Genomic DNA, 14,332 nt, shown 5'->3' with positions numbered 1-14,332 from the left:
ACGGGCGGGGAAAGGCCGGAGGTGTTTCGGCTTTGCCAATTTCTCCGGCTTATGACTTTTTACATCACGCCTGCCATCGTGAGAAGCTGTTCGCAGATCCAGACGGCGGCCGTTCCGCCAATGGCCACCACCAGAAGCCCCTGCTTTTTATAGGAGAGAAACAGGGCGACCAGCGTGCCGAAAACGGCGGAATAGAGGCTGGCTGTTGAATACAGGACTTCGGGAAAGACCATGGCGGCCAGAACGCCATAGGGCATATAGTTCAGGAAGGACTTGAAATACACGTTGTTGATCTTTTTGCGAAAGACCGTGATGGGAATGACGCGGGGCAGATAGGTCACAAGAGCCATCACCCCAATAGCCAGAAGAAGACGTCCAAGCTCCATTATTTATCCGCCTCCTCTTCTTTGTCTTCCTGCATGGGAAAGAGGAAGGTGCCGATGAGGGCGGAGACCAGCCCGCTGATGATGATGACCCATCCCGAGCTGAGCCCGGAGAGGAAGGGGACATAGCGGAACAGACAGCTCAGACACACCGCTGTGAGGATGACGAGGGCGACCGGGCGGCTGCTCCGGGCCGGGGGAATGATGATAGCGATAAACATGGCATAGAGGGCGATCCCCAAAGCACTCAAAAGCGAAGCAGGCAGAAGGGAGCTTGCCAGAGCGCCCAGAACCGTTCCGCCCACCCATCCGGAATAGGAGGAGAGGATCAGACCCGCCAGATATTTGCCGCCCAGAAGAGATTCCTTCTGGATGGCGACGGCAAAGATTTCGTCGGTGATGCCAAAGGCAATGGCCATTCGCTTTCCCAGCCCCATGCCCGGCTCCAACCGCTGGGATAGGGAAAGGGACATGAGAAGATACCGCAGGTTGATGATGAGAAGGGTAAAGGCGATCTCGGCAAAGGAGGCCATGGCGGCGATGAGATCGATGCCGGCGAACTGGCCGGTTCCTGTAAAATTCGTGACGGAGATGAGGATGGGGGACCAGGCAGGCAGACCCTTTTCCACGGCCAGAATCCCAAAGGCAAAGGCCACGGAGATATATCCAAGGGCGATGGGAAGCCCGTCCCGCAGCCCCCGGGAAAAGGTCAGATATCGGTTGGAAGAAAGCATAAAGGCACCTCTTTTCGTGATCGGCAGCCGCGGCATCCCCAAAATCCACGCAAAACCGCTAAAAATTATGGTAGCACAGTTTGCCGGGTTCGTCCAGAAAAAAGATGCGGCCCGGGGCGCGGGAGAAAACCCGAAAAACCGCTTGCATAGGGGGAGAAAGGGTGCTATAATAAATAAGCATCCTTGCGCCGGCGGACCGGCGCCAATAGACCAAAGGGAGGTGAAAGAGAAATGAACAACTATGAAGCGCTGTATGTTTTGAAGCCCGATATGGAGGACGAAGCAAGAGCGGAGCTCATTTCGAAATTCTCCGGCATCATCACGGAAGACGGCGGTGAGATCGAGGGAATCGACGAATGGGGCAAGCGGCGGCTGGCATATCCCATCGATTATATCAACGATGGATATTATGTCCTGGTGAATTTCAAGGCCAAGCCCGAGCTGCCCGCCGAGCTGGAGAGAAATTTCAAAATTTCGGAATTCGTAATGCGTTACATGGTCATCCGCAAGGATGAACAGTAAAGGTGGATAAGAATGAATAAAGTTTTTATCGTTGGAAGATTGACAAGAGACCCGGAGCACCGCACGACGCCCAACGGCATCTCGGTGACGACCTTTTCCGTGGCGGTGACGCGGCGGATGAACCGGGAGGAGTCGGATTTTCTGAATGTTGTGACATGGCGCGGCCTGGCGGATAACTGCGGGAAATATCTCGTGAAAGGCCAGCAGGTGGCGGTTTGCGGCGAGCTTCGGACCCGGAGCTATGACGCCAAAGACGGCACAAAACGCTATGTGACCGAGATTCAGGCCGATGATGTTGAATTCCTGGCCAAGCCAGGCGCCGGCGGTTCCGGCGGCGGTGGGGGAAGGGATGCCTATGCGCCCCATGCACCGGCGGAAAGCGAAAGCAATATGTTTGCTTCGGAAATGAACGACGTTCTGGTGGATGATGAGGAACTTCCGTTCTAAGCGGAAGAACCCGAATTTTTAAGGAGGATGAAATAAGCTATGGAAGACAGAATGGCGAGAAGACCTCGCGGCCGCCGGCCGAGAAAAAAGGTCTGCGCATTTTGTGCGGAAAAGGCGACAAGCATAGATTATAAAGATGTTGCGAAGCTCAAGCGGTTTATCTCCGAGCGGGGCAAAATTGCTCCCCGGCGGGCCACGGGCGTTTGCGCAAAGCATCAGAGAGAGCTTGCCGTTGCCATCAAGCGCGCAAGAGTCATGGCTCTGCTGCCCTATGTTGCGGACTAAACAGACGTCTGCCCGGCAGCGGGGGTCAAAAGACCGTGTTGCTATGCCGCCTTTTTTAAGGCGGCTATTTTTGTAACCGTGGCGGCGGATGAAGTCCTTTTTGGGGAGCAGGGGGATTTTTTAAGGATAGGCGACGCAAGCGTCTGGAAAAGAGACTGTGTATATAGAGGGAATGCTGGACCAAAATTCTTTTGAAAGGGGCAACGCCGCTTCCTATCTGCTCGCAGAAAGAATGAAAAAGACAGCGGGCCGAAGCGGTTTTCATATGGACGAAGGCGTTTCACAAAGAATGGGCGGCTTTGCGCTGTGGAAGGAAACGATAAAAACGACAAGATGGTGCCGGCAAAGGGCCCGGGGTGTGTAAGCAGCCGAATGCTGTTGCTGAAAAAGAGCCTGTGATCCGGGGTGGGTTTTCTCCGGGAGCGAAATTTTGGAGATAAGGACGGCGGCGCCAAAGGCTCCCCGGCTCTGAAGAAAGTATGCGCAGAAGCCGGGAGAGAAACCGTTGCGGGCGCCGGGAGAATTGTGCTATGATAGAAGCGGTGAAATAGAGATGGAAACCATGCAGGCCCCCGGACGGGGGCGACAGTCAAAATTAGGATGGGAGCTGCTCATTGCGGCGGCTGTGCTTGTTGCACTTCTTTTTTTGTTGGGCAACATGGCAGCCCTCATGGGGCTTGCGGGCGAAAACACGGTCAGCGTCGCCCTATGCGCCCTTGTGTGCCTGCCCATGCCGGCAATTTATGTGGGTGCGAAACGGGGCTGGACCTGGGGATTGGGCTTTTGCCTGTTTGGCGCAGGAGCTGGCTGGCTCATCCTGGGGCAAGCGGGGCTTTTGCTGTTTGGCGCGCTGCTCCCCATAATTTTGATTGGCAGCATTGTAATTCATAAAAAAATGGGGGCGTATGACAGCCTGGTGCTCTCCTGCGGCGGGGCCTTGCTTACTGTGGCCTTGGCGGCGGGGTATATCTATCTCAAAACCGGCCTGGACCCGCTCACTTATCTGTTTGAGACCATGAAAACGGCGATGGAAACCGATGCAAACGTGGCGGCCGCTTTTTATTGGACGTTCCGCTTTGTGGATGTCCAGAGCGGCGTGGCTTCCATAGACCAGGTATTGGCGGAGATGGGGCAGGTGACGGTGCAGCAGATGCGGGAGTATGTCACGGCACAGCCCCAGCAGGAAATGCTGCGGCAGATCATTGCTCAGACCATCCCCACATCGGCGGTCAGCTATATCCTATATAGCGGCGTCGGCGGCTTTCTCATTCCCCGCTATCTTGTCAAACGGACGGGCGGCGAAGTGGGGAAAATGCCGCCCTTTTCCCATTTCCTCCTGCCCAAAACTTCGGGAATCTATCTTATCATTACGTTTGTCCTGGCCATGCTCCCCGGGCTGCTGAACCTGCCGCAGCTTGAGGTGGCGGGCAACGTGCTTTTGCAGTTTGTCTATATCATCTTCAGCATTCAGGGACTGGCCCTGATCGACTATCTGCTGCGGCCGCGCATTCGTTCCACGCCGGGGCGAGTGGCGATTCTGGTGGTGATCTGGATCGTCGTCCCCGCGCTCACCCAGGATCTGATGCTTCTCATGTGGGTGGGGCTGATGGAACAGCTCGTTCGCCTGCGGGAAAAGATGGATGCGGCGCAGCAAAACGGAGGAAAGCCAAATGCGTAGGAAAACAGTGCTGGGAGAGGCCTTCATGACGTCGGCGGCCCTCTTTGTCCTCATGGCGCTGGCGTTTGTCGGCTCCCTGATGGAGGAGCCGCTGGTCCGTGCGATTACTGTGGGGGCGGCGGCCATCTGCGGATGCGCCTGCTTTCTCTATTATCTGCATTGGAAGAACAGCGCCGTGCGCAAGGCGGCAAAGATTCTTGAAAAAGAGACTGTATTCGATAAATATATCAATTCCACCTCGATCCCCACGGCGATTTTGGACGCCTCCGGCCGCGTTTACTGGCGAAATCCGGCCTTTGCCGTGCTGGTGGGGGTAAACTGCGAGGGAGCGAATGCCTATAAGCTCCTGCCGGACCTGGAAAAGCCGGACAAATCCAAGTGTATGGAAATCGGGCATGTGGTCTATAAAAAGGAGATCACGCCCATCCATTTTGAGAAAGATGATTTTCTTCTGCTCCGTCTTATCGACGAGAAAAAGACGGTTAAAACCGTCAACGCCAACCGGGCGATGCTGCCGGTGATGTGTTTTATTGAGATCGATAATTATAACGGTATGACAGCGGGAATGCCACTGGCGGAAATTTCCGAGATCAACGCCCAAATCGACGGGCTGGTTTCCAGCTTTGCCGAAGAGCTGCAGGGCATGATTATCAAATATACGGGATATAAATATCTCGTCTGCTTTGAAAACAAATATTTGCGGATTGCCAAGGAAAACCGCTTTGACCTTTTGGATAAGGTGCGGCAGATCGAAACATCCGCCGGGCTCAATCCTACCCTGAGCATCGCCGTGGGCGCCGGGAAGAATCCCCAGCAGTCTGGCGTGTTCGCGGAAAAGGCTATGGAGCTGGCCATCGGACGGGGCGGCGACCAGGCGGTAGTCAAGGACGCGGAGGGCTATGCCTTCTATGGCGGCATCCAGCATGCCGTGGAGGTCAAGAGCCGGGTGCGCTCCCGGACGGTGAGCAAGGCGCTCCGAAACCTGATGGAGCAGTGCGAGGATGTGTATATCATGGGCCATGAGGTGCCGGATATGGACTGCCTGGGGGCGGCGCTGGGCCTTGTGGCATGCGCTCGGGTTCTGGATAAGCCCACCTATATCATTTTGGACCGGCCCAACGCAGCCATTGCCTCCCTGCTGGAGGAAATGAAAAAGGTGCCGGATTACCGGGAGATGATTGTCACGCCGGCCCGGGCGCATCTCATGATGAGCAGCCGCTCCATGCTGGTGGTTGTGGATACCCAGATTGCCGGGCACACCATCGCCCCCAGTCTCTTTGAACTGACGGATACCGTGGTAGTCATCGATCACCATTTGAAGGGGACGGATTGCATCGAGGGAGCGGTTTTGTTCTATCATGAGCCCTATGCCTCCTCTACGGCTGAGATGGTCACGGAGATCGATCAGTATTTTTCCGAGCGGGTCAAGCTCAAAAGCCTGGAGGCCGAGGCCCTCATGGCGGGAATTACCATCGATACCAAGGGCTTTTCCTTCAAGACGGGAGTGCGCACCTTTGAAGCTGCATCGTATCTGCGGCGTGTGGGGGCCAACACGACATCCATCCGGCATCTGTTCCAGGACGATATGGAGACGTATCTGGCCCGGGCAGGCGTCGTGAAAAATGCAGAGGTCCGCGATGGGGTGGCCATTGCGGTCTGCCCGCGGGACAGCAAAAACCCGCAGCTGCTGGCAGCGCAGGCGGCGGATTCCCTCATCGGGATCCAGGGCATCGGCGCATCCTTTGTTCTGGCTGAGACGGGGCAGAGTGTGAATATATCCGGCCGTTCCTTTGGCGTCATCAACGTGCAGATGATTTTGGAGAAAATGGGCGGCGGCGGCCATGCCACCATCGCGGGGGCGCAGATCCGCGGGAAATCGGTGGCAGAGATACAGGCCGAGCTTTGGAAAAACATCCGGGAATATATGGATAACCACGAGGAAGAACTGAAAAGGCATTAAGGAGGTTTTAAACCATGAAAGTAATTTTGAATGCAGACGTGAAGGGCAAGGGCAAAAAGGGCGAGATCGTCAATGTGAGCGATGGCTATGCCCGCAACTTCCTGTTCCCCAAAAAGCTGGCGACGGAAGCGACGGCGGCCAACCTGAACGCGGCGAAGATCGCGGAGGACGCCAAAAAGCACCGCCGGGATGTGGAAAAGCAGGAAGCCATCGAGCTGGGCAAAAAGCTGGAAGCGGCGGAACTCACCGTCAAGGGCAAGTGCGGCGAGGGAACGCGCCTGTTTGGCTCCATTACGTCGGCGGAAATTGCCGATGCCATCAAAGAGGCCCATGGTGTGGAAGTGGATAAGAAAAAAATCGTCCTTTCCGAACCCATCAAGGAGCTGGGAAGCTACACCGTGCAGGTGAAGGTATATGCGGAGATTGCGGTCTCCGTGAAGGTCAACGTGGTGAAATAGCCAAAAAGAGGAGAAGAGCATGCCGGAGGTATTAAAGCGCGTCCCTCCCCACAGCATGGAGGCCGAGCAGTCGATCCTGGGTTCCATGATGCTGTCGGAGGGCTGCGTTTTGCAGGCCGTGGAGCGGTTGCAGGAGCGGGATTTTTATACGGAAAGCCACCGGAGAATTTTCCGGGCGATGGTGGATCTGACGGCTCTCAGCAAGCCGGTGGACCTGGTGACAGTCACGGAGCGGCTGGAGCAGGGACGGACGCTCAGCGTGGAAGAGCTGACCTATCTTTCGGATCTGACCCAGAGAGTCCCCTCCACCAAGAATCTGGATTCCTATATCGATATTGTCAAGGAGAAGGGGCAGCTGCGCCGCCTGCTGGATGCCTGCGGGGAAATTGCCGATCTATCCTATAAGGGCGAGGAATCCGCCGCGGATATTCTGAACACGGCGGGCGACCTCATCTATAAAATTGCAGACGAGCGGGGCGAGCGATCCCTCATGCATATCCGCCAGGCATTGGTGGAGAGCTATGAGATGATCAGCAAGGCGGCAAAATCCAAGGACGGCCTCATGGGCGTGGCCACGGGATTTCCCATCATGGACAAGACGCTTTCCGGCCTGCAGCCTTCGCAGCTCATCGTCGTGGCAGGCCGCCCGGGCATGGGCAAAACCAGCTTTGCCCTCAATATCGCCGAGCATGTCGCCACCCGGGAGCACCGCCCGGTGGTCATCTTCTCTCTGGAAATGAGCAGCGACCAGCTGGCCATGCGGCTATTATGCTCGGGGGCCCAGGTGGATTCCCAGAAGGCCCGCATCGGCGTGCTCACGGAAAAGGATTTCTATAACCTGGCGGATGCCATGGTGCCGCTGGAGGAATCGCCCATCTATATCGACGACACCCCCACGGCCGGTCCCACGGAGATCATCGCCAAGGTGCGCCGCCTGCGCCAGCAGATCGGCGATTTGGGCCTCATCGTCATCGACTATCTGCAGCTCATGAGCAGCGGACGGAACATCGAAAACCGGCAGCAGGAGATCTCCACCATCACCCGGACGCTCAAGATCGTCGCCAAGGAGCTGCAGGTGCCGGTGTTGCTGCTCTCTCAGCTCTCCCGTGCCAGCGAAAAGCGGGAAAACAAACGGCCCATGCTATCCGACCTGCGGGAATCCGGCGCCATTGAACAGGATGCGGACGTGGTCATCTTCCTGCATCGGGAGGATTACTACAGCGAGGACGAAAACGACAAGGGGCGCGCCAGCATTATCATCGCCAAGCAGCGCTCCGGCCCGACCCGCTCTATCGACGTCATGTGGCGGGGTGAGCAGACCAAATATTATGAAATCGATACACAGCACGAGGAATAGAGGTGTTCTATTATGATTCAGGGAACCTGGCTTATGCAGGGGGAGGATCTGTCCGTTCCCATGGAGATTCGCAAAAAGGTCTTTGTGGAGGAGCAGCATGTCGATCCGGCGCATGAACAGGATGCGTTTGACGCTCAAGCCATGCATGTTGTCATGTGGGATGTGAATCCCAAAACCGATGAAAAAAGGCCGGTGGGAACCGGGCGGATCTACTATGGAGACGAAGGATTTATGATGGGGCGCATCTGCGTGCTGCCCGAATACCGGGGGCAGCGTGTGGGCGATCTCATGACCCGGCTCATGCTCTGGAAGGCCAGCCAGTTTGCGGAGCAGATTACCATTCATGCCCAGACAGCGGTGAAGGGGTTTTATGCCCGCTATGGCTTCCGGCAGACCGGCGAAGCGTTTATGGAAGAAGGCATCGAGCATATCCGGATGCAGGTAAAAAAAGCGGAGATTACTTTCCCGAGCGAGTGCGGGGAGGACTGCGCAAAGCGGATGGTGGAAAAATAGCATGCAGAAATGGACAGTGAACGAGGCACAGGAAGGGGAAACGATTACCGGGCTTCTGCTGGGCCGGTTTCCCGAGCTTCGTTTGGAGGAAGCACAGCGGATTTTGAAAAAGGGCGGCGTCAAGGTAGACGGCGTACGAATGAAAAAGGATGTTCCCCTGGTGGCCGGGGATGTGATTGAGGTCTATCCCGACGGGGATCTGGCGGCTTTCGCTCCCGAGGCGGAGGTGGTTTATGAAGATGAAAACCTCATGATTTTCAACAAACCCGCGGGCATCCAGTGTGTCTCGGATAAGATGGACGGCAAGCCGACCCTGTATTCCCTGGCGGTGGATTATATGCGTTCCACGGGGGAATATGAGGTAAACAGTTTAAGCGTGCCCTATATCTGCCACCGACTGGATATCGATACCGGCGGCCTGGTCATCGTCGCCAAGAACCAGCTATATTTTGAGGAGCTGTTTGAGGCGCTCAAGCAGCGCCGCATCCGCCGGTTCTATAAGGCGGTGGTCTGCGGCTCCGTCGGACGGCACAGCCAGGCCACACTCCACGACTATATGACTATGGATGACGGCAGAGGGAAGGTGTTTCACAGCCCGGGAAAAAATACCGCTCCTATTGCCACGCGGTATTCCCTAGTGAAAACCAACGGGGAGCTTTCGCTTTTGGATGTGGAGCTGGTGACGGCGCGGCCGCATCAGGCGCGGGCGCATCTGGCCAGCGCGGGGTTTCCGGTTTTGGGAGACGAGGTCTATGGAAACCGGCGCATGAACAAGAAATATGACGCCCGCTATGAGGCGCTTTGGGCGGATAAGATCATTTTTGAAACCGGAACCAACAACCTGCTGGAATATCTCAATAAAAAAGAGGTTTCCACGCAAAATATCGTCTTCCCCTATGTCGACTGGGGCGAGGAATAGGAACATCATAAAAAATCGGGGAGAAAACGGCCTTTCTTCCCATTTTTTTGGAGGAAAATATGGATGTAAGCAGCGGATTCGTCATTCGGCAGGAAACGCCGGAGGATTACGAAGCAGTATATGAGTTGGTTCGTTCCGCCTTTTTGACGGCAGAGCACCGGGATGGAAATGAGCAGGATCTGGTTGTGGCCCTGCGAAAAGGAGAGGCATTTATTCCGCAGCTTTCCCTGGTGGCGCAGGAAGGGGAAGAGATCCTGGGATATGTTTTGTTTACACGGGCCTGGGCAGGAGAAAAGCCTCTGCTGGCGCTCGCCCCGCTGGCTGTTTCACCCAAAAGGCAGCGGCAGGGGATCGGCAGTGCGCTTGTCCGGGAAGGGCACCGCATTGCCCGGGAACTGGGCTATGGCTATGCCGCCGTGTTGGGAAGCACGGAATACTATGCCCGATTTGGCTATGCTGCCGCCGGACGGCATGGCATTCAGGTTCCCCCGGAAATTCCTCCGGAGAATTTTATGGCGATTCGCCTGCGGGAGGATGCGGGCCCCATAGAGGGAACTATCGTCTACGCCCGGGAATTTGGAATATAACGGCAAAGAAAAAGCACAGGTTGGGAAAAACCTGTGCTTTTTTGAATAACATCTGCAAAAGATGCCTTGGGCAAGCTGCCCCCTCCGCCTCCAGGGCCGCGGGCGCTGTTTCATATTCAACCGGAATTGCAATCCGCCAGCCTTGCCGGCTCTTGCTACATTGCATATGGAACCGAAGTATAATAAAAAAGGAGGCTCTGTTTTTCTGCCATGCGCCAAAAGATGCGGGAATGTGCCGGGGAAAAACGCCGGGCTGACCCCACGGCTTTGGTAGTGCTGCAATTAAAAAAAGGGGGGCGGAAAGGCCCCCTTTGCATATTATGTTTTCGGCTCATATTCTGTAATTCCCCATTTTGCCATGAGAGCATCCAGGGAGCCATCATTGCGCATTTTCTGGAGTTGCTCATTGAACACCGTAATGACATCGCGGTTTCCGCTCCAGGCAATGGCGCAGTAATTTGTGGATGTGATGGCCGGTTCGGCCATGGAAAGCTGCCCTTCATAGGGAAGCATCTTATAGCGGGAGACGATGAGTGCCGCGCTGTTGCCGGAAAGCACTTCCTGAATGCCATCGGGATATGCGGAGCAGGAATAGACATCGACTTCAAACTTTTCTTCCGCGAGAGCGTCGGTGACAGAGGATTTGGAGATTTCAGAGGTCATGATGCTGACCTTTTTTCCCTGAATGCCCGAAAGGGATGTGATGTCGCCTCCCGGTGCGACGAAAGCATAAACACCATCCCGGAAATACCCATTGGAGACAGCCAGCCCCTGGGTTTTGATGACATCCCGGGTGAACATGCCAAAGGCGATGTCGATCTCGCCTTCCCGGAGTAAATAGGACGCCTGCTGAGCGTCGATGGCGACATAGACCCGGGGCACATCCGGATAGAGTGCGGAGAGGACGGCGTCGGCCACATCCCGCTCAAAGCCGGCCAGCTCTCCATTTTCGTCGATATAGGAGAATTTGGCGTTGCCTGCTGCCATCCCAACGACGATCTGCTGTTTTTGATAAAAAGCCGTATCCTGCGGCGTAACCCGTCGGCTGTTCTGATAGATGATGAGTCCGGCGATGAGGGCAATCAAAAGCGCGCCGCCGATGATCCAGTATTTCATGGTGAACCGGTTGAACAGAACCTGCAGCCAGGGACGGGCCGGGCGCTGGGAATACCGCCTGCGGCGGCTAAAGGGTCGCATCGCATTTTCTCCTTTCCCGTATATTTACAAATAGTTTACCATGGATTCGCCTTTTAGGCAAATGAATGGGTTGCCTTTCTCTGCCGGATATGATACACTAACCATATCGGATGACTGTCCGAGAAATTGGAGGAAATATGGCTAAGAAATTACAGGGAAAATTTGATGATAACCGGCAGGCAATTTTGAAGGCAACCACCCGGCTGTTTGCGAAAAAGGGCGTGATGGGAACGAGCTTTTCGGATATAGCCAAAGAGGTGAAGCTCTCTAAAGGCACGGTGAGCTACTATTTCCCCTCAAAAGAGCATCTGGTCTATGAGGTCAATGAATTCAATCTGAGCGATATCACCTCCCTGGTGTTCAAGTGGCTCGAAGAGCTCCAGGAGGGAGATGCCGCGGAGCAGGCCATAGAAAGGCTGATGGAGATGCTGGCGGGCAATGGGGAGAGCCTGTCCTTGGAGCTTTGCATGATGTTTGAATGCATGCATGATGTTTTTGGTTTAAAAAAGCGCGTGGTGGAAAAACTATATGAATGGCAGACGATGATAAAAATCGGCCTGATGAAAACCGGCCTTTCGGGCCGGGAGCTGGAGCGGCGGACGGTTCTGGGATGCACTCTTCTGGAAAGCCTGATCGTACGGACGGCTCTGCAGCTTTCGCCTCAGCCCATAGAGTATATATATGACAATACACCGGGAAATTAGCAAGATTTTATCGAACGGATGTACGACTTCACCGCAGCGGAAAGGGGTGGAAAATATGGATGTGAAATCGATTTTGGTTGTGGGAGATTCGCTCTCCAAGGGCGTTATCTTTGATTCCATCAAAAAGCGGTATTGCTTTGCCAAGGATGGGTTTGTGAGCGCCATGCAGAAGCTGCTCATCCCCAAAATTTACAATACGGCCAAATTTGGGGCGACCATCGCCTATGGCGAAACGCTGCTGGTTCCCAAAATGCGGGAACTGGAGCCGGAAGTAGTGTTGATCGAGTTCGGCGGAAACGACTGTGATTTCGATTGGGAAGCTATTGCGAAAAATCCGTTTCTGGATCACCAGCCCAAAACCGGCTATGCGGAATTTGTCCGGCGGCTCACGGAAATGGTGGTTCAGGTGCAGGAGTTTGGAAAAACGCCGCTGCTCATGACGCTTCCGCCCCTAAACGCCCCCGGCTATTTCAACTGGTTCACCGGCGGGGATGCGGAAAAAGGGGCTTCCATTTTAAAATGGCTGGGGGATGTGACCCGGATCTACTGGTGGCATGAGAGGTATTCCTGCGCGATCGAGCGGGTGGCCCGGCAGACCGGAGCGAGCCTCATCGACGTCCGAAGCGAGTTTCTCACCCAGGAGGATTTTCGGGAATATCTCTGCGTGGACGGCATCCATCCTAACCATGAGGGGCACCATCTGATTGCCGGCTCGATCCGGGAATTTATCCAAAATAAGCAGGCGAGCGACCTGTTGGTTCCCGAGATCTGCCTGGCTTAGGAAGCGTTGTGCGGCATGGCGAAAGCCATGCCGTTTTTTTGTCCAAAATATAAGGCTAAGGCCATGCAGCGGCAGATAGAAACCCCATATCTTTGCTGTATCTGCATTTCTGAGCTTTTCGCAGCATAGCGATGCGCCTGCCGGGATATCCGCACAATCCGAACGGGCACTGCTTTGCATTTTTTTCTGCGATGGGAAGATGGGGTATGCGAAAAAGAGCGACGGGAAGAGGGGCGATGTGCTTGGGATAAACCCGGCGCATAGGAGGTGGCTGCCTCTTCGGGGCTTCGGGCGTGGAGATTTGCGCCGGGCGGCAAGGCTGCCTGGCGTATATTTTGCCGCCCAGAGGAAAACGGAGGAGAGCACTTTTGCCAAAACCGGCGCTTTCCCTCCGGCATAATTTTTTATCTGCCCACATAGATATGTACAAACCATTGGGGGGTACGATTCTATGAAAGCATATATCGAAAGCCGCGTGCTGGCCATTGCCAACTATATCCTGTCCACCGAGGCGACCGTGCGGCAGGCCGCCAGGGAATTCCGCATTTCCAAATCCACCGTGCATAAGGACGTAACCGAGCGGATCGCGGAGCTGAACCCCTGCCTGGCAAAACAGGTGAAGCATGTGCTGAAAAAGAACATGGATGAACGCCATATCCGCGGCGGTCTGGCCACCAAGCGAAAATACAGCCGTGCTCATTCCGGCTGAGCCATAAAAACCCGCCGCCAAACCTTGCAACCCGGCGCGCTTTATGATAAAGTAACAGGGAAAGGAAAAGGGGCTTTTTGCGGCCTTTTTTGCCGGACGAGAGCATACAGAGATACTTTCACACAAGAAAAATTATAAACATACGGAGGAAAAATCATGGCAGAGGTTTTGTTGATGGGCGAAGTCATGGCGCTTATGACGGCGGATAAGGTGGGGGCGTTGGAGGACGCGGAAAACTTCACCAAATCCCTGGCCGGAGCGGAACTCAATGTCTGCCTGGGCTTGACGCGGCTCGGACATACATCGTCCTATATCACCAAACTGGGCAAGGACTGTTTTGGCCGCTATATCTATAATTCCCTGGAAAAAGAGGGCATCGACCGCTCGCATATCACCTTTGACGAAGGACATCCGACCGGAATGGTTTTCAAGAATAAGGTGGCGGAAGGAGATCCCGAGATCCAGTATTTCCGCAAGGGAAGCGCGGCTTCGGCTATCACTCCCGAGGATCTGGGAACCATCGATTTCACGGGAGTAAAGCAGATTCACGTCACCGGCGTGCTGCCAGCCACCTCCCAAACCGCCCGGGCCACGACCTATAGCCTGGTGAAGCAGGCCAAGGCGGCGGGGGTGTATATCTCCTTTGATCCCAACCTGCGTTATCAGCTCTGGGAGAGCCGGGAAGTGATGATCCAGACCATCAACGATCTGGCGTCCTATGCCGATCTGGTGCTCCCGGGCATCAGCGAGGGGAAGGCGCTCATGGGCAGCGAGGACCCGGAAAAAATTGCGGATTTCTATCAGGAATTGGGCGCAAAGACTGTCATCATCAAGCTGGGCAGCAAAGGCGCGTTTGTCCGCGATGGAAGCGAGAGCAGCACCGTTCCCGGCTATAAGGTCGAAAAGGTTGTGGATACCGTGGGCGCGGGCGACGGCTTTGCCGTGGGCGTCATCAGCGCGCGGCTGGAGGGCCTCTCCATGAAGGAAGCGGCGCAGCGGGGCAACGCCATCGGCGCTCTGCAGATTATGGTGCCGGGAGATAACGAGGGCTTGCCCAACCGGGAACAGCTCAAGGCGTTCATGGAAAAATAACGGACA

The 14,332-nt window shown here is 55.3% G+C and carries 17 protein-coding genes; 14 read left to right on the top strand and 3 right to left on the bottom strand.

Annotated elements, in window-relative coordinates; all coding sequences use genetic code 11:
• Nucleotides 1-59 precede the first annotated feature (59 nt).
• Together H8693_RS07545 and H8693_RS07540 are read right to left on the bottom strand one after the other, a co-directional pair.
• A complete protein-coding gene (locus tag H8693_RS07545) occupies nt 60-386 on the bottom strand; it encodes an AzlD domain-containing protein (protein ID WP_249280477.1) in 327 nt (108 codons plus the stop codon).
• A complete protein-coding gene (locus H8693_RS07540; RefSeq protein WP_249280476.1) occupies nt 386-1,117 on the bottom strand; it encodes an AzlC family ABC transporter permease in 732 nt (243 codons plus the stop codon). Before H8693_RS07540 ends, H8693_RS07545 begins: the two co-directional genes overlap by 1 nt.
• Nucleotides 1,118-1,348: 231 nt before the next feature.
• On the opposite strand from H8693_RS07540, the gene rpsF reads away from it, so the two are divergent.
• The 10 genes from rpsF to H8693_RS07490 all read left to right on the top strand — a co-directional run bounded on the left by rpsF (nt 1,349) and on the right by H8693_RS07490 (nt 9,843).
• Nucleotides 1,349-1,639 carry a 30S ribosomal protein S6 gene (gene rpsF / locus H8693_RS07535; RefSeq protein ID WP_178619222.1) on the top strand — a complete coding sequence of 97 codons (291 nt, stop codon included), beginning with the start codon at nt 1,349-1,351 and terminating at the stop codon, nt 1,637-1,639.
• A gap of 12 nt (nt 1,640-1,651) precedes the next feature.
• Entirely contained in the window at nt 1,652-2,086 is a 435-nt protein-coding gene (locus tag H8693_RS07530; RefSeq protein ID WP_178619226.1) for a single-stranded DNA-binding protein, read from the top strand.
• 51 nt (nt 2,087-2,137) lie between these two features.
• Nucleotides 2,138-2,371, top strand: coding sequence for a 30S ribosomal protein S18 (gene rpsR, locus H8693_RS07525; RefSeq protein ID WP_178619256.1), 234 nt, complete (start codon nt 2,138-2,140; stop codon nt 2,369-2,371).
• A gap of 553 nt (nt 2,372-2,924) precedes the next feature.
• On the top strand, nt 2,925-4,049 hold the full coding sequence (locus tag H8693_RS07520; RefSeq protein ID WP_249280474.1) for a DUF2232 domain-containing protein: 1,125 nt from the start codon (nt 2,925-2,927) through the stop codon (nt 4,047-4,049).
• Nucleotides 4,042-6,009 (top strand): DHH family phosphoesterase, encoded by a 1,968-nt coding sequence (locus tag H8693_RS07515; protein WP_249280473.1) that lies wholly within the window; start codon nt 4,042-4,044, stop codon nt 6,007-6,009. The genes H8693_RS07520 and H8693_RS07515 overlap by 8 nt, the downstream gene beginning before the upstream one ends.
• Nucleotides 6,010-6,023: 14 nt before the next feature.
• Nucleotides 6,024-6,467, top strand: a complete 444-nt coding sequence (gene rplI, locus H8693_RS07510; protein ID WP_178619235.1) for a 50S ribosomal protein L9 — start codon at nt 6,024-6,026, stop codon at nt 6,465-6,467.
• Between the two features lie 19 nt (nt 6,468-6,486).
• Entirely contained in the window at nt 6,487-7,824 is a 1,338-nt protein-coding gene (gene dnaB / locus H8693_RS07505) for a replicative DNA helicase (RefSeq protein ID WP_249280472.1), read from the top strand.
• Nucleotides 7,825-7,836: 12 nt separating this feature from the next.
• Nucleotides 7,837-8,337 carry a GNAT family N-acetyltransferase gene (locus H8693_RS07500; protein ID WP_249280471.1) on the top strand — a complete coding sequence of 167 codons (501 nt, stop codon included), beginning with the start codon at nt 7,837-7,839 and terminating at the stop codon, nt 8,335-8,337.
• Between the two features lies 1 nt (nt 8,338).
• Nucleotides 8,339-9,256: a pseudouridine synthase gene (locus H8693_RS07495; RefSeq protein WP_249280470.1), complete on the top strand. Its 918-nt coding sequence runs from the start codon at nt 8,339-8,341 to the stop codon at nt 9,254-9,256.
• A gap of 59 nt (nt 9,257-9,315) precedes the next feature.
• Nucleotides 9,316-9,843 carry a GNAT family N-acetyltransferase gene (locus H8693_RS07490; RefSeq protein ID WP_249280469.1) on the top strand — a complete coding sequence of 176 codons (528 nt, stop codon included), beginning with the start codon at nt 9,316-9,318 and terminating at the stop codon, nt 9,841-9,843.
• Between the two features lie 318 nt (nt 9,844-10,161).
• On the opposite strand, the gene H8693_RS07485 is transcribed toward H8693_RS07490, so the two are convergent.
• A complete protein-coding gene (locus tag H8693_RS07485) occupies nt 10,162-11,040 on the bottom strand; it encodes a substrate-binding periplasmic protein (RefSeq protein WP_249280468.1) in 879 nt (292 codons plus the stop codon).
• A gap of 137 nt (nt 11,041-11,177) precedes the next feature.
• Here H8693_RS07485 and H8693_RS07480 point away from each other — a divergent pair, with 137 nt between their 5' ends.
• The 4 genes from H8693_RS07480 (at nt 11,178) to H8693_RS07465 (ending at nt 14,326) form a co-directional block, all read left to right on the top strand.
• The gene (locus H8693_RS07480) at nt 11,178-11,744 is read left to right on the top strand and encodes a TetR/AcrR family transcriptional regulator (RefSeq protein ID WP_249280467.1); all 567 of its coding nucleotides are present in this window, start codon (nt 11,178-11,180) and stop codon (nt 11,742-11,744) included.
• Between the two features lie 55 nt (nt 11,745-11,799).
• A complete protein-coding gene (locus tag H8693_RS07475; RefSeq protein WP_249280466.1) occupies nt 11,800-12,525 on the top strand; it encodes an SGNH/GDSL hydrolase family protein in 726 nt (241 codons plus the stop codon).
• Nucleotides 12,526-12,976: 451 nt separating this feature from the next.
• Nucleotides 12,977-13,234, top strand: a complete 258-nt coding sequence (gene spoIIID / locus H8693_RS07470) for a sporulation transcriptional regulator SpoIIID (RefSeq protein WP_178620142.1) — start codon at nt 12,977-12,979, stop codon at nt 13,232-13,234.
• Between the two features lie 156 nt (nt 13,235-13,390).
• A complete protein-coding gene (locus H8693_RS07465; protein ID WP_249280465.1) occupies nt 13,391-14,326 on the top strand; it encodes a sugar kinase in 936 nt (311 codons plus the stop codon).
• Nucleotides 14,327-14,332 lie beyond the last annotated feature (6 nt).

The sequence above is a fragment of the Guopingia tenuis genome, from assembly GCF_014384805.1.
Classification (GTDB): Bacteria; Bacillota; Clostridia; order Christensenellales; family Christensenellaceae; genus Guopingia; species Guopingia tenuis.
This window is presented reverse-complemented; position numbering and strand designations above follow the sequence as displayed.